Genomic DNA, 25,426 nt, shown 5'->3' on the forward strand with positions numbered 1-25,426 from the left:
GCGCGGATTTGCAAGTCGGCGAAGCACCGCCTAGGGCAGCGAACCAGCTTTGCAGGAGAGTTGCCCCATGGCCGAACCCACCACGCTCGTTCTCACGCTCGATACCGGCGATGTCCGTATCCGGCTCCGTCCCGATCTCGCGCCGAACCATGTCGCGCGCATCGCCGGCCTGGCCGATGAAGGCTTTTACGACGGCGTCGTGTTCCACCGGGTCATCGACGGCTTCATGGCACAGGGCGGCGACCCGAGCGGCACCGGCATGGGCGGTTCGGACAAGCCCGATCTCGCGCAGGAATTCTCGAAGGAACGCCACGCCCGCGGCGTCTGCTCGATGGCCCGCACGATGAACCCGAACAGCGCCAATTCGCAGTTCTTCATCTGCCTGGACGATGCCAGCTTCCTCGACGGCCAGTACACCGTCTGGGGCGAGGTCGTCGAAGGCATGGAACATGTCGACGCGCTGCCCAAGGGCGAACCGCCCGCGAATCCGGGCAAGATCCTGAAGGCGCGTACCGAAGCCTGATCCGAATCGATTCTGCGACGACGGGCCTTAGCTTGAAGGCCCGTCGTTCAGCTTGTCGGCGTCCATTGCTTCGATCAGCCAATCGTGGAACAGCCGCACCGGCCGTAGCGCCAGCGCACGCGGACGGCACACGAACCAGTAGCTGTAATGGCTCTCCACCGTCAGATCGAACAGCTGCACCAGCCGCTCGTCGCGTGCCGATTGGTAATGCGACTCGAGCATGAAGGCGACGCCCAGCCCCTGCGCGGCGGCTTCCAGCATCAGATTGCCCGAATCGAACAGGTCGATCGCCGCCGGCTCCAGATCGGGATAGCCGGCCGCCATGCGCCAGGCGGTGAAGGTTTCCGGCATTTCGCGATGGACCAGCGCGGTCAGGCGCGAAAGATCGGTGGGATCGCGCACCGGATTTGCCCCTTCCAACAGCGCGCGCGCGCCGATCACGTGCACGCGATTGCGATCCAGGCGACGCGAATAATAGCCGGGATCGATATCGCGCGCGATCACGATCGCTGCATCCAGGCCATCGCCCAGCCGCGCCATGCCATGGCTGCCGGTATCGACGTCGAGGTGCAATTCGGGGTGCCGCTGCTTAAGTTCCGGCAGGCGCGGCAGCAGCTGCTGCGTCGCGTAGAGCGGCAGTACGCCGAGCCGCAGCCGCAGCAGTTCGCTGCCGCTCGTCATCGTCTCAATCGCATCCGTCATGGTATCAAGCGCAGGCGCGATCAGGCCGAGCAGGCGATCGCCATCGTCGTTCAGCCGCAGCGCCTGGTGGCGGCGTTCGAACAGCGGCTTGCCAATGAAGCGCTCGAGCGCCTGCACGCGTCGGCTCAATGCGGGCGAGGATAGCGCGAGCTCTTCGGCGGCGGCCTTGATCGAGCCCAGCCGCGCGACTTGGACAAAGGCTTCGATGGCGGTGAGCGGCGGCAGGCGGCGCATCGATCCGTCTTTCTTATTGTGCAGTGCAACAAAACAAGGAACGCCGGAACAAACCTTTGCTCCCACGCTCCACCACCGGATGACTATCGCCTCGGACAATCGCGATTGCAACCCATGCATCTACACGGTGTAATTTTCGCACTTGCACAAAACCGTGCCGCGCTGCACATAGAACAGGCCTTTCAGGCATCCTCTCCTAAAACTTTCCAAGGCCGCCCTTTTTGAGGCGGCCCTTTTTTTTGCCTCCGCCGTTCTTAGCTTTCGGGCCCAACGCCACGAAGGAACCCAGAATGGCCGATGACGAATCCCGCACCCGCCGCCTGCAGGTCGCCAATGCGCGGCCCGAGGACAGCGGCCGCGGACTGGCCCATATTCCCCGCAGCCTGATGGCGGCGCTCGGCATCACCGAAGGCGACGTGATCGAAATCGTCGGCAAGCGCAGCACGCCGGCGCGCGCAGTGCTGCCCTATACCGAAGACGAGGGGCTGGAACTGCTCCGCATCGACGGGCTTCAGCGCGCCAATGCCGGCGTGGGTTCGGGCGATTTCGTCGAGGTTCGCCGAGTCGAGTCCAAGGCAGCGACGCGCGTCGTCTTTGCGCCGGCGCAGGAAAATCTGCGCCTGCGCGGCACCGGCGAGGCGCTGAAGCGCACCTTCTTCGCCCGCCCGCTCACGGCCGGGGATACGATCGCCACGGTCGGCCACCAGCGTGCCGACGTGCCGCCCAATGTCGCCCAGTTCGTCCGCGCGCCAGCCTATGCGCTGCAGGAAATCCGGTTGAACGTCGTCTCCACCGTGCCACGTGGCGTGGTGCATATCGACGAGAATACCGAAGTCGAGCTGCGCCCCGAATATGAAGAGGCGAAGGAAAGCCGCCGCGCTGACGTTACCTATGACGATATCGGCGGCATGGGCGCGACGATCGATCAGCTGCGCGAAATGGTCGAGCTGCCCCTGCGCTATCCCGAGCTGTTCCAGCGGCTGGGCGTAGATCCGCCCAAGGGCGTGTTGCTGCATGGCCCGCCCGGGACCGGCAAGACCCGCCTTGCCCGTGCGGTCGCGAACGAAAGTGACGCCAGCTTCCACTTGATCAACGGCCCCGAGATCATGGGCTCGGCCTATGGCGAATCGGAAAGCCGGCTGCGCCAAGTGTTCGAGGAAGCGGCGAAGAACGCGCCTTCCATCGTGTTCATCGACGAGATCGATTCGATCGCACCGAAGCGCGGCCAGGTGACCGGCGAGGCCGAAAAGCGCCTCGTCGCCCAGCTGCTAACGCTGATGGACGGGCTGGAGGCGCGCGCCAACATCGTGGTGATCGCCGCCACGAATCGCCCCGAAGCGATCGACGAGGCGCTGCGCCGTCCGGGCCGGTTCGATCGCGAGATCGTCGTCGGCGTGCCGGACGATCGCGGTCGTCGCGAAATCCTGGGCATCCACACCCGCGGCATGCCGCTGGCCGACGATGTCGACCTGCCCGAGCTGGCGCGCACCACCTACGGCTTTGTCGGCGCCGATCTCGCCGCGCTGACCCGCGAGGCGGCGATCGAGGCGGTGCGGCGGATCATGCCACGCCTTAACCTTGAGGAAGGCACAATCCCGCCCGAGGTGCTCGACACGCTGTCGGTTACCCGCGACGATTTCCTGGAGGCGCTGAAGCGCGTCCAGCCCTCGGCGATGCGCGAAGTGATGGTGCAGGCGCCCACGGTGCGCTGGGACGATGTCGGCGGGCTCGACTCGGCGCAGATGCGGCTCAAGGAAGGCGTCGAGCTGCCGCTCAAGGATCCGGACGCGTTCCGCCGCCTCGGCATCCGGCCGGCCAAGGGCTTCCTGCTCTACGGCCCGCCGGGCACCGGCAAGACGCTGCTCGCCAAGGCCGTGGCGCGCGAGGCGGAGGCGAATTTCATCGCCACCAAGTCCAGCGACCTGCTCTCCAAATGGTATGGCGAGAGCGAGCAGCAGATCGCCCGGCTGTTCGCCCGCGCGAGGCAGGTGGCGCCTTGCGTGATCTTCATCGACGAGCTCGACTCGCTCGTCCCTGCACGGGGCGGCGCGATGGGCGAGCCACAGGTGACGGAGCGCGTGGTCAACACCATCCTCGCCGAGATGGACGGGCTGGAGGAGCTCCAGTCGGTGGTGGTGATCGGCGCGACCAACCGGCCGAACCTGATCGACCCTGCCCTGCTCCGCCCGGGCCGGTTCGACGAGCTCGTCTATGTCGGCGTACCGGACAAGGCCGGGCGCGAACGCATCTTGCGCATCCAGACGGCAAAGATGCCGCTGGCTGCCGATGTCGACCTCGGCTCCGTCGCCGAGCAGACCCAGCGCTATACCGGCGCCGATCTGGAAGACGTGGTCCGCCGCGCCGGCCTGGTCGCGCTCCGCCAATCGCTGGCGACGCGCGAAGTGACGATGGCGCATTTCGAGGAAGCGCTGAAGGACTCGCGCGCCACCGTCACGCCGGAGATGGAGAACGAGTATGAAGCGATGCAGAGCCGGCTGAAGCAGCAGGCCTCGTCAATTCAGCCGATCGGCTTCATCGCGCCGGGCATGCTCGAAGGCCGCGGCCCCAAGGGCTGACCGCTTTCCCCCCTCCCCGGGCCCTAGCTCGGGGAGGGTTCGCCGTTCCCCTCGCGCGTCGCCACCCAGCCATAGCCGAGCAGCAGCGCCAGCGCGCCCGCCGCCACGAGATAGGGCAGCGCGCCCCAGAGTTCGTACAGCCCCACGCCGATCGACGGCCCCAGCACGAAGGCGGCGCCGTTGATCGACGTCACCCGCCCCGCCACCGATCCCTGCGCCGCCGGCCCCACCGCCAGCGAGGCCCCGGCGGTGAAGCCCGGCCGGGCGAACCCGATGCCGAGCGCGATCGTCGCATAGCCGAGCGCGATGCCGTACAGGCTGCCTGCCATTGCCGTCATTGCGCAGCCGATCGCACCCAGCGCAGCGCCCACCAGGATCAGCGCGCGCGGCCGCAGGTCGAGCAGGGGGATCAATCCCCATTGCACCAGCAGCGAAGCGCCCGCGCCGATCATCAGCACCAGCCCGGTCGGCTCCAGCGCCGCCGCGGGCGCCAGCGCCAGCCGGTCGATGATCAGGAAGCCGATCGCCTGCCCGGTCATCGCCTGCGCATGGCCGGTGACCAGTCCCACGATCATCCAGGCGCGCACGCGGGAATCGAAGGTCCGGACATGCTCGACATGGTCGCGCGTGGCCGCCGTCACGCTCGCGCCGGTCGCCTGACCGCCGATCGTCGGATAGCTGGCGGCGGCGCCATGTTCGGCGGCGCTGCTATCGGCCGGGAGCATGCGCAGCAGCACGATCAGCAGCACCAACCCGACCGCGCTTGCCGCAAAGGCGGGGCCGGACAGCCCGATCAGCGGACCGCCGGGCCAGAGATGCCCCATCACCAGATAGGGCGCGACCGCCGGCCCCAGGATCGTCCCCAGCCCGAAAGCCGAGGCGAGCAGCGTCAACGCGCGGGTGCGCTCGTCGCGGCCGGTTCGGGCGGCGACGATCGCCTGCACCGCCGGGGGCGCCGCCGATCCGAAGCAGCCATAGAGCATCCGCCCCACCACAAAGGCGGCGAAGGTGGCGACCGGCCCGAGCACGCCGTTGATGCCCAGCGCCAGGCAGAATCCGCACAGGCCGAGCGACGCGGTGAAGCCGATCACCCCCAGCAGCACCATCGCGCGCTGCCCGGTCCGCTCCGATCGCCTGGCCCAGAAGGGGGCGGCGAGCATCCACAACAGCGCCGATACCGAAAACACCGCCGCCACCGCGCTATCGGCCGCGTGCAGCGATCGGCCGAGCGCGGGCAGCACCGATTGCAGCGCGGTGTTGCCGGCAGCGATCACCAGCATCACCGTGAACATCAGCGCGAAATCGCGATCGATCCCGCGCCTCATTGCCGGCTCCAGCGGTACCCGCGCTCGACGCGCGTGACGATGACCTCATACCATTCGTACCAGCGCGCGCGGCCGAGGCCGCGAATCGCGGCATGCTCCGGATGGTCGCGCCAGGCCGCAGCGCTCGGCGCATCGGCCCAATAGCTGATGGTGATGCCCACCCCCTCCGGGCCGCGCTGCGATTCGACGCCGCGATAGCCCGGCTGCGCGGCGGCAAGCGCGTCCATCGCCGCAGCGGCGCAGGCATAGCCCGCCGCGTCCTCCGCCGTCCGCTTCGATACGAACAGCACGGCGATCTGCCCGGTGCGATCCTCTTCCATGCGCCCAAGCGTAGAACCGTCGCCACGCTTTGCAATCCGCCGTTGCCCCTGCGAAAGCGGCGGCGATGATCACCGATTGGCATTTCTACGCGCTCGCCGTTCCCGCCGTGCTGCTGCTCGGCCTTTCCAAGGGCGGATTTGCGGGCATGGGCGCGCTGTCGCTGCCGATGTTGGCGCTGGCGATCGATCCGGTGCGCGCCGCGGCGATCACGCTGCCGATCCTGATCCTGCAGGATGTGGTGAGCGTGTGGGCGTTCCGCCGCACCGTCGACTGGCGGCTGCTGGCGTGGATGCTGCCCGGGTCGATGGCCGGAATCGCGCTCGGCTACCTGTTCGCCGCGAGCGTATCTCCCGTGCTGGTGCTCGCGGCGGTGGGCGGCATCTCGATCCTGTTCGGCGCCTATCGGCTCTGGGCCCAGGGGCGGGCGACACCGGCGGCGGCGGCGCGCTGGCCCGAATGGGTGGGCAGCCTGTTCGGCGTGGCCTCGGGCTTCACCAGCCAGATCGCGCATGCCGGGCAGCCGCCATTTCAGCTCTGGGTGCTGCCGCGGGGCCTGCCCCGCGATCGGCTGGTGGGCACGACCGCGCTGTTCTTCGCCGCCACCAACTGGATCAAGGTGCCCGCCTATGCCGCGCTCGGCCAGTTCACGGCAGCCAACCTGCTGACCTCGGCCGCGTTGTTCCCGCTGGCGCTGGCATCGACGCTGGCGGGGGTACGGCTGGTGCGGCGGGTGTCGCCGGAGCGCTTCTACACCGCGATCTACGTGTTGATGATCGCGGTGGGCGTGCTGCTGGTGTGGGAAGCGCTGGCGAAGGCATGACGCCCCTCCCCTGAAGAGGAGGGGCCAAGCAGGCTCAATCGAACAGGCTGGAAACCGAACTCTCGTCCGCGATGCGGCGGATCGCCTCGGCGATCAGCGGCGCGATGGTCAGGTGGCGGACCTTGTCGCTTTCCTCGATCACCTTGTGGTTGCCGATCGAATCGGTGATCACCAGCTCGCGCAGATCCGATGCCGCCACGCGCGCCACCGCCGCGCCCGAAAGCACGCCATGCGTACAATAAGCGACGACATCCTCGGCGCCCGCCGCCTTCAGCGCGGCGGCGGCGTTGCACAGCGTGCCCGCCGAATCGACGATATCGTCGATCAGGATGCAGAAGCGCCCCTTCACGTCGCCGATGATGTTCATCACCTCGGACTCGCCCGGCCGTTCGCGGCGCTTGTCGACGATGGCGAGCGGGGCATTGTCCAGCCGCTTGGCGAGCTGACGCGCGCGCACCACGCCGCCCACGTCGGGGGAGACGACCATCCACTGCTTGTCGATGAAGCGCGTCTGGATATCGGCCGACATCACCGGCGCGGCGAAGAGGTTATCGGTCGGGATATCGAAGAAGCCCTGGATCTGTCCCGCGTGCAGGTCGACCGATAGCACCCGGTTGGCGCCTGCGGTGGTGATCAGGTTGGCGACCAGCTTGGCCGAGATCGGCGTGCGCGGCCCCGGCTTCCGATCCTGGCGGGCATAGCCGAAATAGGGCAGCACCGCGGTGATCCGCTTGGCCGACGCGCGGCGCAGCGCATCGATCATCACCAGCAGTTCCATCAGATTGTCGTTCGCCGGGAAGCTGGTCGATTGCAGGACGAACACGTCCTCGCCGCGCACATTCTCCAGAATCTCGACGAAGATCTCCTCGTCGGCGAAGCGACGCACGTTCGCCTGCGTCAGGGGAATTTCCAGATAGTCTGCGATGGCGCTCGCCAGGGGCAGATTGGAATTGCCCGCCATGAGTTTCATTGGTTTTTGGCCTCCCGTGCCCCGTTGCGCGTATCCCGTGCCGCCCCCTTAGTGCGACGTTTCCATGACGCAAAGAGGGCATTGCCGCTGACCCTGTGCCAGCCTAGGCCGTCGCCATGACCGTGATCACCCGTTTCGCCCCCAGCCCCACCGGCACGCTGCATGTCGGCAACCTGCGGACCGCGCTCCACAATTGGCTGTTCGCGCGCCGCCATGGCGGCCGGTTCCTGCTGCGGATCGACGATACCGATGCCGCCCGCTCGGAAGAACGCTTCGTCGAAGCGATTCGCGCCGATCTCGCCTGGATGGGCCTGACCCCGGATGGCGAGGAGCGTCAGTCCGCGCGATTCGATCGATACGAAGCGCGCTTCGCCCAGCTGGTCGCCGATGGCCGCATCTATCCCGCCTATGAAACCGCGCAGGAACTGGAGCTGAAGCGCAAGGTGCTACTCGGCCGCGGTCTGCCGCCGGTCTATGATCGGGCAGCGCTGGCGCTCACCGAGGCCGACCGCGCAAAGCTGGAAGCCGACGGCGTCCGCCCGCACTGGCGCTTCAAGCTCGATCACGATGCCCCCATCGCCTGGGACGATCTGGTGCGCGGGCCGCAGCGTTTCGAAGCGAAGCTGCTGAGCGATCCGGTGGTGCGCCGCGCCGACGGCTCGTGGCTGTATCTGCTGCCCTCCGTGATCGACGATATCGACATGAGCATCACCCATGTCGTGCGCGGCGAGGACCATGTCTCCAACACCGCGACGCAGATCCAGATGTTCGACGCGCTGTCGGGCACGGTACCGGCCTTCGCGCACGAGGCCCTGCTCACCGGCGCGGAAGGCAAGCTGTCGAAGCGACTCGGGTCACTCGGCATCGCGCATTTCCGCGATGCGGGGATCGAGCCGGAAGCGCTGATCGCGCTGCTCGCCCGGCTCGGCACCAGCGACCCGGTCGAGCCCTTTGCTGACACCACGCCGCTGATCGCCAGCTTCGATTTCGGCCGCTTCGGCCGCGCGCCCGCCCGGTTCGACGAAGCCGAACTCGCCCAGCTCAATGCCCGAATCGTCCACCAGCTGGGGCATGCCCGTGTCGCCGATCGGCTGCCTGCCGGCATCGACGCGGCCGGGTGGGAAGCGATCCGCCCGAATCTTTCTACCGTCGCCGAGGCAGCGGACTGGTGGGCCGTAGTAGAAGGCCCGATCGCCGCGCCGCCCGTGGAAGCGGAAGATCGCGCCTTTCTCGATCAGGCCCGCGCCACCGCGCAGGCGCTCGACTGGTCGGCCGATCCGTGGCGCGCGCTCACCGAAGCGCTGAAGGCGGCCACCGGTCGCAAGGGCAAGGCGCTGTTCCTGCCCCTGCGCCGCGCGCTCACGGGTCGCGATCATGGCCCGGATATGGCTGCGCTGCTTCCGCTGATCGGCAAGGATCGTGCGCTGGAGCGCCTGGGCGCGGGGTGAACCGCTCCCGCTTTACGACGTTTATGTAATGTTGTACCATTTCCTTCATCCGGCGTTCACAGACCGGTGGTGGAGAAGGAGTGCAACGAAATGCATGCCGACACGCGCTATCATGCCAAGGCACCACGCTCGCTCAGCTTCGGGGCTGCGCTCGCGCTTAACGGCGCGATCCTTGCCGGATTGATCTTCTCGGCGCCGAACTTCCTGCCAAAACCCCAGAACAAGCCGTTCGAAGGCAAGAACATTCCGCTGCCCGTGCCGCCGCCGCCCACGCCCGCGAAGCCGCAACCGAAAAAGGTGCAGCCGCGCACGACCTCTCAGCCGCTGGCGCGCGATCCGATCGTGCCGACGCGCAGCGAAGCGACGATCGAAACCAGCACGGTTCTGCCCGACAGGCTTCCCACCATCGAAAAGCCCGCCGACCCCGGGCCGACCTTGGTCGTCGATCCGCCCAAGCCGATCCCGGCGCTGATCGGCGCCAGCCAGGACCCGCGCTACCTGCGGGATTTCCAGCCGGAATATCCTTCGCAGGAAATCCGCGCCCAGCGCGACGGCGTGGTGACGCTGCGGGTGCTGATCGGCGCGGACGGCCGGGTGAAGGCGGTGGAGCCGGTCAGCGCCACCAGCGACGCCTTCTTCGCCGTCACGCGGCGCCAGGCGCTCGGCAAGTGGCGCTTCCGCCCTGCAACGCGCGGCGGGATCGCCGAGGAAAGCTGGAAGACGATGACGGTGCGCTTCCGTCTCGAAGACGCACGCTGAAGCCCAGGGGATCGGGACGCGGGGGCTGGCCCTAGCCCGCCCGCGTCCCTATCTTTGGGCCGCGATGACCTTCCTCAAATATATCTCGCCGCTCCGGGCCCTTCGCGATCTGCGTGGCTATCTGGCGTCGCGCAAGCGCCACGAACTCTGGTTCATGCTGCTGGCGCTGGTGGTCACCTTCGTGGTGATCGTGGCGTTCGTGAAGGATTCGCACATCCCGGTGCCGTATCGGAAGAACATCATCTACGTCGAATCCTGGCCGATCACTCGCACCCAGGCGGAAATCCGCGCGCAGCAGAAGGTGGATGAAGCCAAGCGACTCGCCGATGAGGCAGCGCTCGCCGAACGCCGCAAGAAGCGCCAGGCCGAATTCAAGAAATACGACGACTGGCTCGAGAAGCACGGGATTTGAGCGACGCCCGCTGGATGGCGGCGGCGCTGGCGCTCGCCGAACGCGGTCGCGGCCGCACCGCGCCCAATCCCAATGTCGGTTGCGTGCTTGTGCGCGACGGGCACGTCGTCGGGCGCGGCTGGACGCAGCCGGGCGGTCGCCCGCACGCCGAGGCGATGGCACTCGCCCAGGCCGGCGACAAGGCGCGCGGTGCCACCGCCTATGTCACACTGGAGCCCTGCGCCCATGAATCACCGCGCGGTCCAGCCTGCGCCGATCTGCTCGTTCAGACGCGAGTCGCGCGCGTGGTGGCGGCGCTGCGCGATCCCGATCCACGCACCGACGGCAGCGGCTTCGCCCGCCTGTATGATGCTGGAATACAAGTAGAATTCGGCGTGCTTGAAGCCGAAGCCCGGCGCAGCATGGCCGGCTTCCTCACGCGCCTGGCCCACGGGCGGCCGCATATCACGCTGAAGCTCGCCACGTCGCTCGACGGTCGCATCGCCCTCTCCACCGGCGAAAGCAAATGGATCACCGGTCCGCAGGCCCGTGCCCATGCCCATCTCGAACGCGCCCGGCACGACGCCATCCTGGTCGGCCGCGGCACCTTCCTCGCCGATTCGCCGAAGCTCGACGTGCGGCTGCCCGGCCTCGGCGATCGGGCGCCACGACGTATCCTGCTCTCCTCAACGGGCCCTACTCCGCCCGGCTGGGAACGCGTCGCCGATATGCGCGATGTTCGCGATCTTTCGGCCATCGATTCCCTGATGGTTGAAGGCGGCGCCAAGGCCGCTACCGCCTTTCTCCGCGCCGATTGGGTCGACCGGCTGCTGCTCTACCGCGCGCCGATCCTGATCGGCGGCGGCAAACCCGCGGTCGAGGGGTTTGGCCTCGCCGCATTGTCCGAGGCGCATGATCGCTGGCGCCTGCTGGACTCTCGACTGCTTGGCAGCGATCGGTTCGAGGTCTACGAGCGCAACGCATGTTCACCGGAATCGTAAGCGATGTCGGCACGATCGACGCGGTAGAGCGCCAGGGCGACCTGCGCGTGCGCGTGGCGACGGCCTATCCCACCCATGAGATCGATCTCGGCGCCTCGGTCGCCTGTTCGGGCGTGTGCCTGACGGTGGTCGACAAGGGGCCAGGCTGGCTCGACTTCGACGTGTCGGGCGAGACCGTCTCGCGCACCGCCGACGACCAGTGGACCGCCGGCCGCAAGCTCAACCTCGAGCGCGCGCTGCGTCTGGGCGACGAGCTTGGCGGCCATATCGTCACCGGGCATGTCGACGGCATCGGGCGGGTGAAGCTGATCGAGGCGATCGATGGCTCGCACCATGTCGTGATCGCGGCAGGGCCGGAAATCGCGCCGTACGTCGCGCCCAAGGGCTCGATCACCGTCGACGGCGTGTCGCTGACGGTCAACGCGGTGGACGATACGCCCGAGGGCGTCGAATTCCACCTCAACATCATTCCGCACACCGCGGCCGTCACCACCTTCGCCACGCTGGCGGAAGGCCAGGCGGTCAATCTGGAGATCGACGTGCTGGCGCGCTATCTTCAGCGCATGGAGGCATTGCGTGCCAAAGGCTGAACTCGCCGCGCTCAAGCACGGCTTCCTCTCCTCGCCCGAGGAACTGATCGACGAGGCCCGCAACGGCCGGATGTTCATCCTGGTCGATGACGAGGATCGCGAGAATGAAGGCGATCTGGTCATCCCGGCGCAGATGGCGACGCCCGACGCGATCAACTTCATGGCCAAGTACGGCCGCGGGCTGATCTGCCTCGCCATGACCAAGACGCGGGTCGACCAGCTCGGGCTCGAGCTGATGAGCCGCGCCAACGGCACCCGGCACGAAACCGCCTTCACCGTCTCGATCGAAGCCAAGGAAGGCGTGACCACCGGCATCTCCGCCGCCGACCGCGCCCGCACCATCTCGGTCGCAATCGACGCGAGCAAGGACCGGGCGGACATCGTAACCCCGGGCCATGTCTTTCCGCTGGTCGCGCGCGACGGCGGCGTGCTGGTCCGCGCCGGCCATACCGAGGCGGCGGTGGACGTCGCCCGCCTCGCCGGGCTCAACCCCGCCGGCGTGATCTGCGAGACATGAAGGACGACGGGACGATGGCGCGGCTCGACGACCTCGTCGGCTTCGCCCAGCTCCACAACCTCAAGATTGGCACGATCCGCGACCTGATCGCCTATCGCCGCCGCCACGACCATCTCGTCGAGCAGCGTGCCGAGGCCAGCTTCACCAGCGAATGGGGCGGCGAGTGGCGCGCGCTCACCTTCTGGAACAAGGCGACCGGCAGCGAGCAGGTCGCGTTGGTCAAGGGCCGGATCGATCCCGACAAGCCGACGCTCGTGCGGATGCACGCGCTGTCGCCCTTTGCAGACGTGTTCGGCGAAGGCGGTCCGCGCGGCGGGCTGCTGCGCAAGTCGATGGAGATCATCGGCAAGGAAGGTGCCGGCGTGATCGTGGTGATCAACCGCCCCCGCCCCGACGGCTATACCGTGGCGCTGCAGACCCGCAGCGGCGCGATCCCGCCCAAGGACATGGACGAGCTGCGCGACTATGGCGTCGGCGCGACCATCCTCACCGAACTCGGCGTGCAGGAGATGATCCTGCTCTCCAACACCCATCACACGCTGATCGGGCTCGACGGCTACGGCCTGTCGATCGCCGGCACGCGCCCCATCGACTCGGAGCAATAATGGCCAACGTCCTCATCGTCGAAGCGCGCTTCTACGAGCATCTCAACGACCTGCTGATCGCCGGCGCCAAGGCGGCGATCGAGGCGGCGGGCCACAAGGCCGAGGTGATCACCGTGCCGGGCGCGCTGGAGATCCCGGGCGCGGTCGCGCTGGCGGCGGACAGCGGCCGCTACGACGCCTTCGTCGCGATCGGCGTGGTGATCCGCGGCGAGACCTATCATTTCGAAATCGTCGCGGGCGAAAGCGCGCGCGGGCTGATGGCGCTGTCGATGGACGGCGTCGCGATCGGCAACGGCATCCTGACGGTGGAGAACGAGGCGCAGGCGCTGGTCCGCGCCGATCCGAAGCAGAAGGACAAGGGCGGCGAGGCGGCCAAGGCGGCGCTGGCGATGCTCGCGCTCAAGGCCAAGTTCGGCTGATCCCATGGACATGCCGCCCTCCCGCTACCGAGTAGAAGAGCGGGGGCGGCGGTTGGTCGTGGTGGACCGCACCACCGGGCGCGAAGTGTCCCAAAGCAAATCTCCCCTTCCGCTTGCGGGAGAGGTCGGGGGAGGGGGTGGCCGTACCGGCCGACGGCGTGTCGGGGGAGATCCTCCCCCCGCCCCTCCCGCAAGCGGAAGGGGTGCGCAAGGCTGGCGGTTCGGGATCCAACGGCCGAGAACCACACCCGATAGTTTCGTCACCCGCAGCTGGTTCGACGCCAAGGCGCCGCGCACGATCAAGCTCAACTATACCGCGCATTCGCGGCTGGCGGCGCTGCGCTTCGGCGGTGCCATCCTCATCGCGCTGCTGGTGACGGGCAGCTTCCTGTTCTGGCCGTGGTTTCCCTTCCTGATCGGCATGGTGCTGGCCCCACCAAAAATGCGTGCGCATTTCCGCGCGGCCAGCACCCGCTGGATCGATGGCTTCGATCAGGCCGACTGAAGCGCGAGCTCGTCGGCGGTCGGGTAGTCGGTATAGCCCTCGGCCCCGCCGACGTAGAACAGTTCCTCGCGCTGCGGATTGAGCGGCAGGCCCTCGCGAAGGCGGCGCGGCAGATCCGGATTGGCGAGGAAGGTGCGGCCGAACGCGATCGCATCGGCCTCGCCCGCATCGAGCGCCGCCTGGGCGCTGGCCGCATCATAGTCCGAGTTGAGCGCCAGCACGCCGCGATACACCTTCCGCATCACCGGATGGATCGGCGGCTGGTCGGGCTCGCCCCGGCTGCCGCCCGGGCGCGGCTCGCGCATCTCGAGGAACGCAACGCCGATTTCGTCGAGCGCCGCCGCGGCGGCTTCGAACAGCGGCACCGGGTTGCTGTCGTTGACGCCCTGCACCTCGCCATTGGGCGAGAGGCGCACGCCGGTGCGATCGGCGCCAACCGTGTCGACCACGCGCTGGCTCACTTCGCGGAGCAGGCGGATGCGGTTTTCGACCGACCCGCCATATTCGTCCTCGCGGAAGTTGGAATTGTCGCGCAGAAACTGGTCGATCAAATAGCCATTGGCGGCGTGGATCTGCACTCCGTCAAAGCCGGCGCGGATCGCGTTCTGGGCCGCGCGTTCATAATCGGCGAGAATGCCGGGGATCTCGTCGGTACGCAGCGGACGCGCCTGGGTGTAGGGCCGCTTGATCTCGCCGGAATCCTCCGCCGGATAGGTGCGCACTTCACCGGGCGCGGTAGTCGCCGAGGCGGAGACCGGCGGCTCGCCGCCGAGAAAGTCCGAATGCACCAGCCGGCCCATGTGCCAGAGCTGCGAGACGATCTTGCCGCCGGCTTCATGGACCGCGGCGGTGATCGGCTTCCACGCCTCGACCTGCTCGTCGCTCCAGATGCCGGGCGCATAGGCCCAGCCGAGCCCCTGCTGGCTGATCCCGGTCGCCTCGGTGATGATGAGCCCGGCACTGGCGCGCTGGCGGTAATAGTCGGCCATGATCGGCGTCGGGACATGGCCGCGCGTCGCACGGCCGCGAGTGAGCGGCGACATCCATACGCGATTGGCGGCATGGATCGCGCCGACTTGAATCGGATCGAACAGGCTGGGCATTGAAATTCCCTTATGCAGCTTGTGACTTGAGCGAGATAGGGCGCTACAGGGCGCCATGCATCGCAACGCATCGACAACAAAAACTACCCCGGCACGAAGCCATGTTGCGACGGCGCTGATTGCGGCGCTGATCGCCAATGCCGCGCTCGCCACCGGCCCGTTGTTCGTGCGAATGGCGGATGTGGGGCCGGTGTCGGCGGCGTTCTGGCGGCTGATCATCGCCACGCCGATCCTGTTCGCGGCGGCGACCGCGATGGGGGAGAAGCCGATCGCCGCCGGACGTGGACGCTGGTGGATCCTTTCCATCGCCGGCGTGATCTTCGCGCTCGATCTAGCCAGCTGGCATATCGGCATCGTTCGCACCACGCTCGCCAACTCGACGCTCTTCGGCAATTCGGCATCGCTGATCTTCCCGATCTACGGTTTCGTGATCGCGCGCGCCTGGCCGAGCAAGATGCAGGGCGCGGCGCTGCTGCTCGCGGCAATCGGCGGCGCGTTGCTGCTCGGGCGCTCGGCCGAGCTTTCCTCGCGGCATCTGGCAGGCGACCTGTTCTGCCTGCTCGCCGGCGTGTTCTATGCCGTCTATTTCGCGCTGATGGCGCGGGTGCGCACCTCGCTGGGGCCCGTGCCGGCGTTGGCGCTGTCGTCACTCGCCACCATCCCGCCGCTGCTGGTGATCGCGCTGGCAATGGGCGAGCAGATCGTGCCGCACCTCTGGTGGCCCTTGCTCGCGCTCGCCATCGTCAGCCAGCTGATCGGCCAAGGCTGCATGATCTACGCGCTCGGCCATCTTTCGCCGCTGGTGATCGGCATCGCGCTGCTGGTGCAGCCGGCAGTGGGCGCGGCGCTGGGCTGGATCATTTTCGACGAGAAGCTCGCTGCCGCCGACCTGTTCGGCGCGGCGCTGGTCGCGGCGGCGCTGGTGCTGGTGCGGCAAGGGGCGGTACGGTCCAAGGGGTAGCCGGTTGCCGGGGCGCGGCTTCGCGCCTAAATCAAGGCCATGGATCTCGCCGACGCCACCCTCGATGAACTGCGCGCGGCGCTCGCGCCGTCGCTTGCCGCCAACGCCGCCTTCGATGGCTGGAACACGCGGGCGCTCGATGCCACCGCCGATGCGATGGGCGTCGATCGCGACGTGGCGCGACTTGCTTTCTCGGGCGGCCCGCTGGCGATGATCGACGCATGGTTCGCGCATATCGACCGCGCGATGCTGGACGAACTTTCGCCCGAGACGCTGGCGGGCATGAAGATTCGCGCGCGCATCACCGCGCTGGTTGAGGCCCGGCTGGCGCTGCTCGCTCCCTATCGCGATGCGCTGCGCCGCGCGCTGGCGATCCTCGCCATGCCACAGAACCTGACCCGCGCCAGCAAGCTCGGTTGGCGCGCGGCGGATGCGATGTGGCGCGCAGCCGGGGACACCGCTACCGACTATAACCACTATACCAAGCGGATGACGCTCGGCAGCGTCTATGCCGCCACCATCGCGGTGTTCGTGCAGGACGAAAGCGAGGAATGGGCGGACACCCGCGCCTTTCTAGGCCGCCGGATCGAAGGGATCATGCGCTTCGAAAAGGCCAAGGCTGGATTCGTGGCACGCACCGGCAACCGGCCCAGCCTTTCGCGGTTCATTGGCCGCCTACGCTACCCGGCAATTTGACCGAGATGCCTGCGTTCTCCCGGGCGACACGGTGCGCAGGCACTAGCCATGCGGTCGAGTAATTGATAATCGCTCGCAGCATGGACGCTTCCGCCGCGGTTTCAGGGCCCGTACGCCTCATGCAATTGCGCCCCAATGCCCTCGGCACCGTCGCCGGCGTGGATTGGGACCGACTCGCCGAACCCGAAGCGCGCCGTCTGCGCGAACTTGGGTTGGATGAAGGCGTGGAGGTGGAGCTGCTGCGCCGGTCTGGCCTGTTCGGCGGCCCGCTGGCGTGCCGAATCGGCCGCATGACGGTGGCACTGCGCCGTCACGTCGCCGCCGCTATCCATGTCACACCCCGGACCGGCGCGGCATGAACGCCACGCCGCTGGTGGCGCTGGTCGGCAATCCCAATGCCGGCAAGAGCGCCCTGTTCAACGCACTGACCGGCGCGCGGCAGAAAGTGGGCAATTATCCCGGCGTGACCGTCGAGCGCCACTCGGGCCGCATGGCCCTGCCGGATGGCCGGCCGATCGAGCTGATCGACCTGCCCGGCGCGTACAGCCTCGATCCCTCCAGCCCCGACGAGCAGGTGACGCGCGACGTGCTGCTCGGCCGCCAGCAGGGCGAACGGCTGCCCGATGCCATCCTGACCGTGGTCGACGCATCTAACCTCGACAATCACTTGCGTTTCACGCTTCAACTGATCGCGCTGGGGCTGCCGATCGTGGTCGTGCTCAACATGATCGATCTAGCGGAGCGCGACGGCCTGAAACTCAACCCGGAAGCGCTCGAGCGCGAGCTGGGCGTGCCGGTGGTCGCCACCGTGGCGGTGCGTCGCCGCGGGCTCGACGCGCTCAAGGAGCGCATGGCCGAGATGGTGCGGGGGGTGAACAAGATTCGCCCGTCCGTGGGTGTCGAGCACGACATCGTTCTGCTTCAGCGCCGCGCACGACAAATTGCCACCACCGTCACCGTGTCCGAAACCGCCGCGCGCCGGTGGACGCACCGGCTTGATGCACTGTTCCTCCATCCGGTCGCCGGGCCGGTGATCCTGCTGGCCACGATGTTCCTGATGTTCCAGGCGGTGTTCGCCTGGTCAGAGGCGCCGATCGGCTGGATCGAAGCCGGCATGGCATGGCTGGGTGCCGAAGTGGGCACCGCGCTGCCCGATGGCGTGCTGCGTTCGCTGATCGTCGACGGCGTGATCGCCGGCGTGGGCGCGGTGGTGGTGTTCCTGCCGCAGATCCTGATCCTGTTCGCCTTCATTCTGGTGCTGGAGGCGACCGGCTACATGGTTCGCGCCGCCTTTCTGATGGACCGGGTGATGGCGAGCGTCGGGCTCTCGGGCCGCGCTTTCATCCCGCTCCTCTCCAGCTTCGCCTGCGCAGTGCCGGGCATCATGGCGACGCGCACCATTTCCGACGAGAAGGATCGCCTGACAACGATCCTGATAGCGCCGCTGATGACCTGTTCGGCGCGGCTGCCGGTCTACACCATCATCATCGGCGCGCTGATTCCCGATCGCGCCGTGCTGCCCGGCATCGGATTGCAGGGGCTGGTGCTATTCTGCCTGTACGTCCTCGGCATTGTCGGCGCCTTCTGCGCGGCGATGGTGCTGCGTCGCACGGTGACCAAGGGCGCCACCTCCGGCTTCATGATGGAAATGCCCAAATATCAGTGGCCGCGCCTGCGCGACGTGCTGCTGGGCCTGTGGCAGCGCGCGCTGATCTTCCTCAAACGCGCAGGCACGATCATCCTCTACACCACCGTGGTACTCTGGGCGCTGCTGAGCTTCCCCAAGCCGCCTGAGGGCAGCACGGTTTCCAAAGTCGACTATTCGATCGCAGGGCGGATCGGCAACGGCCTGCAGACCATCGTTGCGCCGATCGGCTTCAACCGCGACATGGCGCTGGCGCTGATCCCGGCCATGGCGGCGCGGGAGGTTGCCGTGGCGGCCATCGGCACCGTCTATGCCATCGACAATGCCGATGACGCGACAGGGGAGGCTTCGATCCGCGAGCAGCTCCAGCGGCATTGGAGCCTGCCAAGCGCGCTCGCCTTCCTGATGTGGTTCGTGTTCGCGCCGCAATGCATCTCGACCATCGCGGTGACGCGGCGAGAGACCAACGGCTGGAAATGGCCAGCCTTCATGATCGGCTATCTGTTCGCGCTGGCCTATGTCGCGGCGGGGATCACCTATTGGAGCGCGATCGGGCTGGGCTTTTAACGGCTGGGCCTCTAGCAATTGCATCCCCGGCTCGAAAACGGCAGAGGCGGGGGACTATGAGCACCGTATCCCCCGAACTCCGCGCTGCTGCGCTCGTCTCCAAGGCTTGGCCCTATGAAGAGGCGCGCAAGCTGCTCAAACGCTACCCGCAGATCGCAGAGGGTGGCGCGCCGGAGAAAGGCCATGTGCTGTTCGAGACCGGTTACGGTCCCTCGGGGCTGCCGCATATCGGCACGTTCAACGAAGTGCTGCGCACCACCATGGTCCGTCGCGCCTTCGAGAGCCTGTGCGATGTCCCCACCCGCCTGATCGCGTTCAGCGACGACATGGACGGCCTGCGCAAGGTGCCGGACAATGTGCCGAACCAGGAAATGCTGCGCGAACATCTCGGCAAGCCGCTCACCCAGGTGCCCGATCCGTTCGGGAAGTATGAGAGCTTCGCGCACCACAACAACGCGCGTCTGCGCGAATTCCTCGACCAGTTCGGCTTCGAGTACGAATTCGCCTCGTCCACCGACTATTACACCGGCGGCCGCTTCGACGACGCGCTGCGCAAGGTGCTTCGCCATTATCAGGGCATCATGGACGTGATGCTGCCGACGCTTCGCGCCGAGCGCCAGGCGACCTATTCGCCGGTGCTGCCGATCAGCCCCAAGTCGGGCATCGTGCTGCAGGTGCCGGTCGAGGTCGTCGATGCCGAGGCCGGGCTGATCGCCTTCGAGGACGAGGGCGAGCGGATCGTCCAGTCGGTTCTCGGCGGCAAGGCCAAGCTCCAGTGGAAGGTCGACTGGGCGATGCGCTGGGTCGCCCTCGACGTCGATTACGAGATGGCGGGCAAGGACCTGATCGACTCGGTCACCCAGTCCGGCAAGATCGCGCGCGTGCTCGGCGGCCGCCCGCCCGAGGGCTTCAACTACGAGATGTTCCTCGACGAAAAGGGCGAGAAGATCTCCAAGTCCAAGGGCAACGGCCTCAGCCTCGAGCAGTGGCTGACCTATGGCCCCGAGGAGAGCATCGCCTTCTACGCCTATCGCGAGCCCAAAAAGGCCAAGCAGCTGCACCTGGGCGTGATCCCGCGCGCGATCGACGAGTATTGGCAGTTCCGCAGCAACTATGCCGGCCAGCCGATCGAGCAGAAGCTGGGCAACCCGGTCCACCACATCCACAATGGCGAGCCGCCGGCGGAGACGCTGCCGGTCACCTTCGGGCTGCTGCTCAACCTGGTCGGCGTGATGGGCGAGGCGACCAAGGAGCAGGTCTGGGGCTATCTGACCAACTATGTGCCCGATGCGAACCCGGAAACCTATCCGGCGCTCGATCGGCTGATCGGCTATGCGCTTGCCTATGCCCGCGATTTCGTCGCGCCGACGCTGAAGAAGCGCGCACCGGCGAGCGTGGAGGTCGAGGCGCTGCAGCGCCTCGACGCCCAACTAGCCGCGCTGCCGGCAGATGCGCCTGCCGAGGCTATTCAGGACCAAGTGTACGAGATCGGCAAGACCGCAGGCTTCGAGAATCTACGCGACTGGTTCAAGGCGCTGTACGAGACGCTGCTCGGATCCGAGCAGGGGCCCCGCATGGGCAGCTTCATTGCGCTCTACGGGATCGAAAACAGCCGGAAGCTGATCGCCGAGGCGCTGGCACGCGCCGCCTGACCCGTTTGCGGTCAGGCGCGCTTGCGGCCGGCGAGCACCGCCACGCCCAGGATCGCCAAGCCGCCCAGTGCCAGCAGCGCGCCGACCCAGCCCGTCGACGTCCAGCCATAGCCGGCGGCGATCGCCAGGCCGCCCAGCCAAGGGCCCAGCGCATTGGCGGTGTTGAACGCCGAATGGTTGAGCGCCGCTGCCAGCGCCTGCGCCTCGCCTGCCACGTCCATCAGCCGGGTCTGCAGCACGGGCCCGAGCGCACCGGCGAAGCCGATCGCGAACACATCGACCGAAATCCACACCAGCGACTGCGCCGCGAGTGGATAGAGCGCGAGCGCGGCCGCGCTGCCGAGCAGCAGCGCGGCGCCTGTCGGCATCAGTGCGCGATCGGCGAAACGCGGTACCACCAGGTTGCCGGCGATCATGCCCGACCCGAAAATAGCCAGCACCAGCGGCACCGCCCAAGCGGGCGTGCCGGTGACGTGCATCAGCGTCGAGGCGACATAGGTGTAGACGCAGAACAATCCCCCAAAGCCGATCGCGCTCACCCCCAGCGTCAGCCACACCTGCCCGTTGGCCAGGGCGCCGAGTTCCCGCAAGGGGCTCGCTCCCGGCTCCGGCCGGTCCTTGGGCGCCAGCCAGACGACCAGCGCGACGGTGAGCAGCGCCAGCGCCGCAACCACCGCAAACCCCCAGCGCCAGCCCACCGCCTGGCCCAGCCAGTTGGCCGCGGGCACGCCCAGCACGGTGGAGATCGCCAGGCCCAGCATCACGCGCCCCACCGCCTGCGAACGCTGGTCGTAGCGGACGAGCGACGCCGCAACGAGCGCGGCGATGCCGAAATAGGCGCCGTGCGGCAGCCCGCTCAGGAACCGGAACAGCAGCATCCAGGGATAGCTGGGCGCCAGTGCGCTCATCGCGTTGAACAGCGCAAAGCTCGCCATCAGCCCGATCAGCAGCGTCCGGCGCGACCATTTCGCTGCCGCCACCGACAGCAGCGGCGCCCCGACCACTACTCCGAGCGCATAGGCGCTGATCACGTGACCGGCAGTCGGTTCGTCGATGCCGAGGCCGGCGGAAAAATAGGGCAGCAAGCTCATCGTCGCGAATTCGGTGGTGCCGATCGCGAATCCGCCCATGGCCAGGGCGAAGTGGACGAGACCCGGCGAGCGGGTAGCGGGGTGGGACAGGGGGGCGTGCACGCCGGGCAAATGGGTTTGCTGCAGTGCAGCGTCAACGCCCCTTCGCTGCAACCGTCCGTGCAGCACCTGCAACCATCGTCAAGGCGCGGGCGGCGCCGCTGCCTCGGGGCGATCGAGCAGTCGAGTGAACACCGCCTGCGCCAGCGCCGCGACCAGCGGGCCGACGAGCAAGCCGTCGAAGCCGAACGCTTCCACGCCGCCGAGCGTGGAAAGCAGCACGATGAAATCGGGCATCTTGGTTTCTGATCCGATCAGGATCGGTCGCAGGATATTGTCGACCATGCCGATCACGAACAGCCCGCACAACACCAGGATCACCGCCTGGATCACCTGGCCCGTCGCCAGCAGGTACAGCGCGACCGGCAGCCAGACCAACCCGGTTCCTACCGCCGGCAGCAACGCCGCGACCGCCATCACCAACCCCAGCAGCAGCCAACTCTCGATCCCGAGCAGCGCCAGCACCGCTCCGCCGACCGCGCCTTGAGCAAGCGCCACGAAGATGCCGCCCTTGACGGTGGCCCGCACAACGGTGACGAACGTGGCGTCGATCACTGCCTGATAGCCGGCATCGATCGGCGCCAGTGCAGCCATTCGCCGCACCAGCTTCTCGCCGTCGCGCAGGAAGAAAAAGCCCAGATAGAGGATCACGATCAGCGACAGCAGAACGTTCAGCACGCCGCCACCGAACGCCAGCGCCTGGTTGGCGAAGGCGGGCATGCCGCGGCCCAGCCCCGCGACCACGCGCGACTGGATCGCCTCGAAATCGCCCAGGCCGGCCCGGGCGAGCAAGCCGCGCACGCTGTCCGGAAGGTGCGCGACCGCGCTTTCCAAAGCCGAGGCCGGATTGAACCTACCGGAAGCAAGACCCTGATAGAGCGCGGCGACCTGATCGATTGCCACTGCCAGCAGCAAGCCCATAGGCAACAGCAGCGTGAGCGACATGGCGGCCAGGGCGACGAGCGCGGCGCGATTTTCCTGGCCGGGGTTCCGCGCGAGGTACCAGCGCTTGACCGGCAGGAACAGGATCGTGCCGACGATGCTCCACAGGATCTCGTCAAGGAACGGCAGGAAAACGCGAAAGCACAGCAGCGCCAGAACCACCACCACCAGCGGCAGCGCCATCGATCGAACCCAGTTTGCCGGCACCCCTTGCTCCTGCCCTTGCGTCCCGCTGTGACGACGTAGCGGGTCGACGGGCGCTTCGTCCAGCGCCGCGCCGAACCGCGCTTGCCCGCGCCGGATTAGTCGTTACACCGTTGGCTCGTGGCTTCCCCCACTCCTTCTGCCGGCGAGGGTGCGCGCGCCCTGCTCGTCCAGGCGCTGGCCGATGTCGCGCAGGGCGACCGCGCGGCGCTCAAAACCGTCTATGATCTGACGGCGGCGAAGCTGATGGGCGTCTGCCTGCGTATCTGCCAGGACCGCGAGGCGGCGGAGGACGTGATGCAGGAAGTGTTCCTGAAGATCTGGAATCGGGCCGGGCGCTTCGATGCGGCGCGCGCCAGCCCGATCACCTGGCTGTGCGTGATCGCGCGCAACAGCGCCGTCGATTGGCGGCGAACGCGCGGCTTAGGCGAGGCCGCGCCGATCGATGCAGCGATGGACGTGCCGGACGGCGCCGACTCGGCCGAAGCACGGCTGCAAGCAGTGGAGATGCAGGCGCGCATCTTTTCCTGCATCGAGGCGCTGGAGGAAAAGCAGCGAGGCGCGATCCGCGCCGCCTTTTTCAACGGGCGCACCTATCCCGAACTGGCCCAGGCCGCGGCCGTGCCGCTGGGAACGATGAAAAGCTGGATCCGACGTGGGCTGCTCCAGCTCAGGGGATGTCTCGGCGATGGCTGATCCGCTGCTGCCGGAAGAGGAAGACGTGGTGCTCGCGGCCGAACTCGCGCTGGGCCTGCTGGACGGCGCCGAGCTCGCCGCTGCCCGCCGGCGGCAGCTTGCCGATCCTGCCTTTGCCGCCTCGGTGGAGCGCTGGGCACTGGACTTCGCACCGATGGCGCAGGAAGTTGCCGAAGCGGGGCCCGCACCCGGGCTTTGGGATCGGATCGCGGCGCGGTTGCCGGGGGCGGACGATCGCCGCCTTGTCCTCGCCGTCCGGCGCTGGCGCGCACTGGCGGTTGCCGCGAGCGCGGCAGCGGCGGCGCTGCTGGTAATCCTCCTGCTGCCGCCGGAACCAGCGGTGGTCGCGCAGATCACCGGCAGCGAAGGTGCCATTTTCCAGGCGCGTTATGACGGCGCGCAGGGCATGCTCCACGTCCGCACCGAAGCGATGCCCGCCACCAGGCTGGCGCCCGAGCTTTGGGTTATCCCGGCTGGCGGCAAACCGGTATCGCTGGGACTGGTGGCGAACCGCGGGGGGCGCGACGTTGCGGTGGCGCCAGCCCATCGCGCGCTGCTCGCCGAAGGAGCGACGCTTGCCATCACGATGGAAGAACCCGCCAGCGCGCCGCATGCCGGACCCAGCGGTCCGCCGGTCGCGGCAGGAAAGATACTAATTTTTTAGAAACCGCTGCATCCGGGGCGCAATGCGCGCCGTAGCTTCCGTGCACCTCCGCCAGAGGGGTGTGTAGAAAGAGGAAGCTAGAAGATGACGCGCAAGTCCAGTCTCGCCTCGCTAACGGGGATGATCGGTTTCGCCCTGCTCGCCACCGGCGCCGTCGCTGCCGTTCAGAATGCACCGATCGTAGGGGGCGCCGCGATGTACCCGACCAAGAACATCGTCGAAAATGCCGTCAACTCGAAGGATCACACGACGCTCGTCGCGGCAGTCAAGGCCGCCGGCCTGGTGGATACGCTCTCCGGGCCCGGCCCGTTCACCGTCTTCGCGCCCACCAATGCGGCATTCGGCAAGCTGCCCGCCGGCACGGTGGACACGCTGGTGAAGCCGGAGAACAAAGCCACGCTGACCAAAATTCTCACCTATCACGTCGTCGCCGGCAAGATGAGCGCCGCGGACATCGCTGCCAATGCCCAGGCCCATGGCGGCAAGGCCATGCTCACCACCGTACAGGGAGAGCCGATCACGGTCATGAAAGGTCCCGATGGCGGCTGGTGGATCGAGGATGCCAAGGGCGGCAAAGCCAAGATCACCATGGCAGACGTGAATCAGTCGAATGGCGTAATTCACGTGATCGACAGCGTCTTGATGCCCTGACGCTGCCGAGGGCCTCGCGCTGTCCCCCCCTATGGCGAGGCCTGGCCCGCCGGCGACCTCCTCGCCGGCGGGCCTTCTCGATCAGATTCCAAGCCATTCCAGGCCGCCGGGCAGCGCTTCCATCGCATAGTCCACCTGCAGCACCCGGCGATGCCGCGCGACGCTGCTTGCCGCAGAGGCGTGGAGGATCGGGGTGCTATACATCCAGATGTCGCCGGCCTCTGCGAGGCACGTCGCAGTTCCACAGCGGCCGACGGCTGCGACGACCGCTGCTTCCGGCACGCGCCCCAGCCGGTGCGAACCGGGGGCGATCAGCAGCGGTGCATTGTCTGCGGGAACTGCATCGAGATGGATGCGCAGCGTCACCATGGTTTCGATCAGCGCGAAAGGCGGCTCGACATGGAGGAGCCCCTGCTTGATGGACCAGGGACCATAGCCGGTGACCTCCACCCGCTCGCGCACTGCGATTGTGCGGTCCTGGTGCCAGCCGAGCGCCCAGTTGGTCGCGGCGCTCTTGTCGAAGAGGATCGCGCGAACGGGACGAGCGGTGGGACCCAGCCGTGCCGCGGCAGCCGCACCGAGCGCGTCGCTCTCCAGCAGTGCCGCCAACCCGGATGCGCCGTGCAACCGCAGGCCCGCGCGGTCGGGCGGCAGCGTGCCGGCCAAGGCATAGAGGGCGGAAAGAAACGGGGCGGCCGCACCGGCAAGGTGCGCCGCCCCATCGCGTTCGAAATCGAGCGTCACGCCTG

26 protein-coding genes and 1 pseudogene are annotated in these 25,426 nt (G+C 67.6%); 19 read left to right on the forward strand and 8 right to left on the reverse strand.

The window, feature by feature from the left end; translation table 11 throughout:
• Window positions 1-67 precede the first annotated feature (67 nt).
• A complete protein-coding gene (locus B215_RS0107665) occupies window positions 68-523 on the forward strand; it encodes a peptidylprolyl isomerase (protein ID WP_019369057.1) in 456 nt (151 codons plus the stop codon).
• A gap of 27 nt (window positions 524-550) precedes the next feature.
• Here B215_RS0107665 and B215_RS0107670 read toward each other — a convergent pair whose 3' ends face one another.
• On the reverse strand, window positions 551-1,459 hold the full coding sequence (locus B215_RS0107670; protein ID WP_019369058.1) for a LysR substrate-binding domain-containing protein: 909 nt from the start codon (window positions 1,457-1,459) through the stop codon (window positions 551-553).
• A 290-nt stretch (window positions 1,460-1,749) separates the two neighbouring features.
• Between B215_RS0107670 and B215_RS0107675 the strand changes: the two genes are divergently transcribed.
• Entirely contained in the window at window positions 1,750-4,035 is a 2,286-nt protein-coding gene (locus B215_RS0107675; protein ID WP_019369059.1) for a CDC48 family AAA ATPase, read from the forward strand.
• A 23-nt stretch (window positions 4,036-4,058) separates the two neighbouring features.
• Here the strand turns inward: B215_RS0107675 and B215_RS0107680 are convergent, their stop codons facing one another.
• Together B215_RS0107680 and B215_RS0107685 are read right to left on the reverse strand one after the other, a co-directional pair.
• Window positions 4,059-5,360 carry an MFS transporter gene (locus tag B215_RS0107680; RefSeq protein WP_019369060.1) on the reverse strand — a complete coding sequence of 434 codons (1,302 nt, stop codon included), beginning with the start codon at window positions 5,358-5,360 and terminating at the stop codon, window positions 4,059-4,061.
• The gene (locus B215_RS0107685) at window positions 5,357-5,680 is read right to left on the reverse strand and encodes an antibiotic biosynthesis monooxygenase family protein (protein ID WP_019369061.1); all 324 of its coding nucleotides are present in this window, start codon (window positions 5,678-5,680) and stop codon (window positions 5,357-5,359) included. Before B215_RS0107685 ends, B215_RS0107680 begins: the two co-directional genes overlap by 4 nt.
• Window positions 5,681-5,745: 65 nt before the next feature.
• Between B215_RS0107685 and B215_RS0107690 the strand changes: the two genes are divergently transcribed.
• Window positions 5,746-6,501, forward strand: a complete 756-nt coding sequence (locus B215_RS0107690) for a sulfite exporter TauE/SafE family protein (protein WP_019369062.1) — start codon at window positions 5,746-5,748, stop codon at window positions 6,499-6,501.
• 34 nt (window positions 6,502-6,535) lie between these two features.
• Here B215_RS0107690 and B215_RS0107695 read toward each other — a convergent pair whose 3' ends face one another.
• Window positions 6,536-7,471 (reverse strand): ribose-phosphate pyrophosphokinase, encoded by a 936-nt coding sequence (locus B215_RS0107695; RefSeq protein WP_026009061.1) that lies wholly within the window; start codon window positions 7,469-7,471, stop codon window positions 6,536-6,538.
• A gap of 116 nt (window positions 7,472-7,587) precedes the next feature.
• On the opposite strand from B215_RS0107695, the gene gltX reads away from it, so the two are divergent.
• The 8 genes and pseudogenes from gltX to B215_RS21800 all read left to right on the forward strand — a co-directional run bounded on the left by gltX (window position 7,588) and on the right by B215_RS21800 (window position 13,706).
• Window positions 7,588-8,919 (forward strand): glutamate--tRNA ligase, encoded by a 1,332-nt coding sequence (gene gltX / locus B215_RS0107700; protein ID WP_019369064.1) that lies wholly within the window; start codon window positions 7,588-7,590, stop codon window positions 8,917-8,919.
• Window positions 8,920-9,009: 90 nt separating this feature from the next.
• Window positions 9,010-9,678 carry an energy transducer TonB gene (locus B215_RS0107705; protein WP_037513382.1) on the forward strand — a complete coding sequence of 223 codons (669 nt, stop codon included), beginning with the start codon at window positions 9,010-9,012 and terminating at the stop codon, window positions 9,676-9,678.
• A 64-nt stretch (window positions 9,679-9,742) separates the two neighbouring features.
• Complete coding sequence (locus B215_RS19770) at window positions 9,743-10,090, forward strand: hypothetical protein (protein WP_019369066.1); 348 nt, start codon at window positions 9,743-9,745, stop codon at window positions 10,088-10,090.
• 14 nt (window positions 10,091-10,104) lie between these two features.
• Window positions 10,105-11,070, forward strand: coding sequence for a bifunctional diaminohydroxyphosphoribosylaminopyrimidine deaminase/5-amino-6-(5-phosphoribosylamino)uracil reductase RibD (ribD, locus tag B215_RS0107715; RefSeq protein WP_019369067.1), 966 nt, complete (start codon window positions 10,105-10,107; stop codon window positions 11,068-11,070).
• The gene (locus tag B215_RS0107720) at window positions 11,052-11,660 is read left to right on the forward strand and encodes a riboflavin synthase (protein ID WP_019369068.1); all 609 of its coding nucleotides are present in this window, start codon (window positions 11,052-11,054) and stop codon (window positions 11,658-11,660) included. Before ribD ends, B215_RS0107720 begins: the two co-directional genes overlap by 19 nt.
• Window positions 11,647-12,782: pseudogene (gene ribB / locus B215_RS19775) on the forward strand (3,4-dihydroxy-2-butanone-4-phosphate synthase). Before B215_RS0107720 ends, ribB begins: the two are co-directional and overlap by 14 nt.
• Window positions 12,782-13,201: a 6,7-dimethyl-8-ribityllumazine synthase gene (gene ribH / locus B215_RS0107730; protein WP_019369069.1), complete on the forward strand. Its 420-nt coding sequence runs from the start codon at window positions 12,782-12,784 to the stop codon at window positions 13,199-13,201. Before ribB ends, ribH begins: the two are co-directional and overlap by 1 nt.
• Before the next feature lie 4 nt (window positions 13,202-13,205).
• A complete protein-coding gene (locus B215_RS21800) occupies window positions 13,206-13,706 on the forward strand; it encodes a hypothetical protein (protein WP_237718458.1) in 501 nt (166 codons plus the stop codon).
• Here the strand turns inward: B215_RS21800 and B215_RS0107740 are convergent.
• On the reverse strand, window positions 13,694-14,809 hold the full coding sequence (locus tag B215_RS0107740; protein ID WP_019369071.1) for an alkene reductase: 1,116 nt from the start codon (window positions 14,807-14,809) through the stop codon (window positions 13,694-13,696). The genes B215_RS21800 and B215_RS0107740 overlap by 13 nt on opposite strands.
• A 55-nt stretch (window positions 14,810-14,864) precedes the next feature.
• Between B215_RS0107740 and B215_RS0107745 the strand changes: the two genes are divergently transcribed.
• The 5 genes from B215_RS0107745 (at window position 14,865) to B215_RS0107765 (ending at window position 20,330) form a co-directional block, all read left to right on the forward strand.
• Window positions 14,865-15,770, forward strand: coding sequence for a DMT family transporter (locus B215_RS0107745; protein WP_019369072.1), 906 nt, complete (start codon window positions 14,865-14,867; stop codon window positions 15,768-15,770).
• Window positions 15,771-15,809: 39 nt separating this feature from the next.
• The gene (locus B215_RS0107750) at window positions 15,810-16,466 is read left to right on the forward strand and encodes a COQ9 family protein (RefSeq protein WP_019369073.1); all 657 of its coding nucleotides are present in this window, start codon (window positions 15,810-15,812) and stop codon (window positions 16,464-16,466) included.
• Between the two features lie 119 nt (window positions 16,467-16,585).
• Window positions 16,586-16,825 carry a FeoA family protein gene (locus B215_RS20850; protein WP_019369074.1) on the forward strand — a complete coding sequence of 80 codons (240 nt, stop codon included), beginning with the start codon at window positions 16,586-16,588 and terminating at the stop codon, window positions 16,823-16,825.
• Entirely contained in the window at window positions 16,822-18,678 is a 1,857-nt protein-coding gene (feoB, locus tag B215_RS0107760; RefSeq protein ID WP_019369075.1) for a ferrous iron transporter B, read from the forward strand. Before B215_RS20850 ends, feoB begins: the two co-directional genes overlap by 4 nt.
• 56 nt (window positions 18,679-18,734) lie before the next feature.
• Entirely contained in the window at window positions 18,735-20,330 is a 1,596-nt protein-coding gene (locus tag B215_RS0107765) for a lysine--tRNA ligase (RefSeq protein WP_019369076.1), read from the forward strand.
• 11 nt (window positions 20,331-20,341) lie between these two features.
• On the opposite strand, the gene B215_RS0107770 is transcribed toward B215_RS0107765, so the two are convergent.
• Window positions 20,342-21,460, reverse strand: coding sequence for an MFS transporter (locus B215_RS0107770; protein WP_019369077.1), 1,119 nt, complete (start codon window positions 21,458-21,460; stop codon window positions 20,342-20,344).
• 141 nt (window positions 21,461-21,601) lie between these two features.
• A complete protein-coding gene (locus tag B215_RS0107775) occupies window positions 21,602-22,669 on the reverse strand; it encodes an AI-2E family transporter (protein WP_236704430.1) in 1,068 nt (355 codons plus the stop codon).
• A 117-nt stretch (window positions 22,670-22,786) separates the two neighbouring features.
• Between B215_RS0107775 and B215_RS0107780 the strand changes: the two genes are divergently transcribed.
• The 3 genes from B215_RS0107780 (at window position 22,787) to B215_RS0107790 (ending at window position 24,677) form a co-directional block, all read left to right on the forward strand.
• On the forward strand, window positions 22,787-23,362 hold the full coding sequence (locus B215_RS0107780) for a sigma-70 family RNA polymerase sigma factor (protein WP_019369079.1): 576 nt from the start codon (window positions 22,787-22,789) through the stop codon (window positions 23,360-23,362).
• Window positions 23,355-24,026, forward strand: coding sequence for an anti-sigma factor (locus tag B215_RS0107785; RefSeq protein WP_019369080.1), 672 nt, complete (start codon window positions 23,355-23,357; stop codon window positions 24,024-24,026). Before B215_RS0107780 ends, B215_RS0107785 begins: the two co-directional genes overlap by 8 nt.
• Window positions 24,027-24,146: 120 nt before the next feature.
• Window positions 24,147-24,677, forward strand: a complete 531-nt coding sequence (locus tag B215_RS0107790) for a fasciclin domain-containing protein (RefSeq protein WP_019369081.1) — start codon at window positions 24,147-24,149, stop codon at window positions 24,675-24,677.
• A gap of 81 nt (window positions 24,678-24,758) precedes the next feature.
• Here the strand turns inward: B215_RS0107790 and B215_RS0107795 are convergent, their stop codons facing one another.
• Window positions 24,759-25,421, reverse strand: a complete 663-nt coding sequence (locus tag B215_RS0107795; protein ID WP_019369082.1) for a phytanoyl-CoA dioxygenase family protein — start codon at window positions 25,419-25,421, stop codon at window positions 24,759-24,761.
• Window positions 25,422-25,426: the final 5 nt, after the last annotated feature.

The sequence above is a fragment of the Sphingomonas sp. ATCC 31555 genome, assembly GCF_000282895.1.
Taxonomy (GTDB): Bacteria; Pseudomonadota; Alphaproteobacteria; order Sphingomonadales; family Sphingomonadaceae; genus Sphingomonas.

Bases quoted from the DNA above. Each gene is read 5' to 3' on its own strand.
- B215_RS0107680 (WP_019369060.1), bottom strand. From the start codon at position 5,360: ATGAGGCGCGGGATCGATCGCGATTTCGCGCTGATGTTCACGGTGATG.
- B215_RS0107705 (WP_037513382.1), top strand. From the start codon at position 9,010: ATGCATGCCGACACGCGCTATCATGCCAAGGCACCACGCTCGCTCAGC.
- B215_RS0107745 (WP_019369072.1), top strand. From the start codon at position 14,865: ATGCATCGCAACGCATCGACAACAAAAACTACCCCGGCACGAAGCCAT.
- B215_RS0107690 (WP_019369062.1), top strand. From the start codon at position 5,746: ATGATCACCGATTGGCATTTCTACGCGCTCGCCGTTCCCGCCGTGCTG.
- B215_RS0107685 (WP_019369061.1), bottom strand. From the start codon at position 5,680: ATGGAAGAGGATCGCACCGGGCAGATCGCCGTGCTGTTCGTATCGAAG.
- B215_RS0107675 (WP_019369059.1), top strand. From the start codon at position 1,750: ATGGCCGATGACGAATCCCGCACCCGCCGCCTGCAGGTCGCCAATGCG.
- B215_RS0107740 (WP_019369071.1), bottom strand. From the start codon at position 14,809: ATGCCCAGCCTGTTCGATCCGATTCAAGTCGGCGCGATCCATGCCGCC.
- B215_RS0107670 (WP_019369058.1), bottom strand. From the start codon at position 1,459: ATGCGCCGCCTGCCGCCGCTCACCGCCATCGAAGCCTTTGTCCAAGTC.
- B215_RS19770 (WP_019369066.1), top strand. From the start codon at position 9,743: ATGACCTTCCTCAAATATATCTCGCCGCTCCGGGCCCTTCGCGATCTG.
- ribH (WP_019369069.1), top strand. From the start codon at position 12,782: ATGGCCAACGTCCTCATCGTCGAAGCGCGCTTCTACGAGCATCTCAAC.
- B215_RS0107720 (WP_019369068.1), top strand. From the start codon at position 11,052: ATGTTCACCGGAATCGTAAGCGATGTCGGCACGATCGACGCGGTAGAG.
- B215_RS0107665 (WP_019369057.1), top strand. From the start codon at position 68: ATGGCCGAACCCACCACGCTCGTTCTCACGCTCGATACCGGCGATGTC.
- feoB (WP_019369075.1), top strand. From the start codon at position 16,822: ATGAACGCCACGCCGCTGGTGGCGCTGGTCGGCAATCCCAATGCCGGC.
- B215_RS0107790 (WP_019369081.1), top strand. From the start codon at position 24,147: ATGATCGGTTTCGCCCTGCTCGCCACCGGCGCCGTCGCTGCCGTTCAG.
- B215_RS0107750 (WP_019369073.1), top strand. From the start codon at position 15,810: ATGGATCTCGCCGACGCCACCCTCGATGAACTGCGCGCGGCGCTCGCG.
- B215_RS21800 (WP_237718458.1), top strand. From the start codon at position 13,206: ATGGACATGCCGCCCTCCCGCTACCGAGTAGAAGAGCGGGGGCGGCGG.
- gltX (WP_019369064.1), top strand. From the start codon at position 7,588: ATGACCGTGATCACCCGTTTCGCCCCCAGCCCCACCGGCACGCTGCAT.
- B215_RS0107765 (WP_019369076.1), top strand. From the start codon at position 18,735: ATGAGCACCGTATCCCCCGAACTCCGCGCTGCTGCGCTCGTCTCCAAG.
- ribD (WP_019369067.1), top strand. From the start codon at position 10,105: ATGGCGGCGGCGCTGGCGCTCGCCGAACGCGGTCGCGGCCGCACCGCG.
- B215_RS0107770 (WP_019369077.1), bottom strand. From the start codon at position 21,460: ATGGGCGGATTCGCGATCGGCACCACCGAATTCGCGACGATGAGCTTG.
- B215_RS0107695 (WP_026009061.1), bottom strand. From the start codon at position 7,471: ATGAAACTCATGGCGGGCAATTCCAATCTGCCCCTGGCGAGCGCCATC.
- B215_RS0107785 (WP_019369080.1), top strand. From the start codon at position 23,355: ATGGCTGATCCGCTGCTGCCGGAAGAGGAAGACGTGGTGCTCGCGGCC.
- B215_RS20850 (WP_019369074.1), top strand. From the start codon at position 16,586: ATGCAATTGCGCCCCAATGCCCTCGGCACCGTCGCCGGCGTGGATTGG.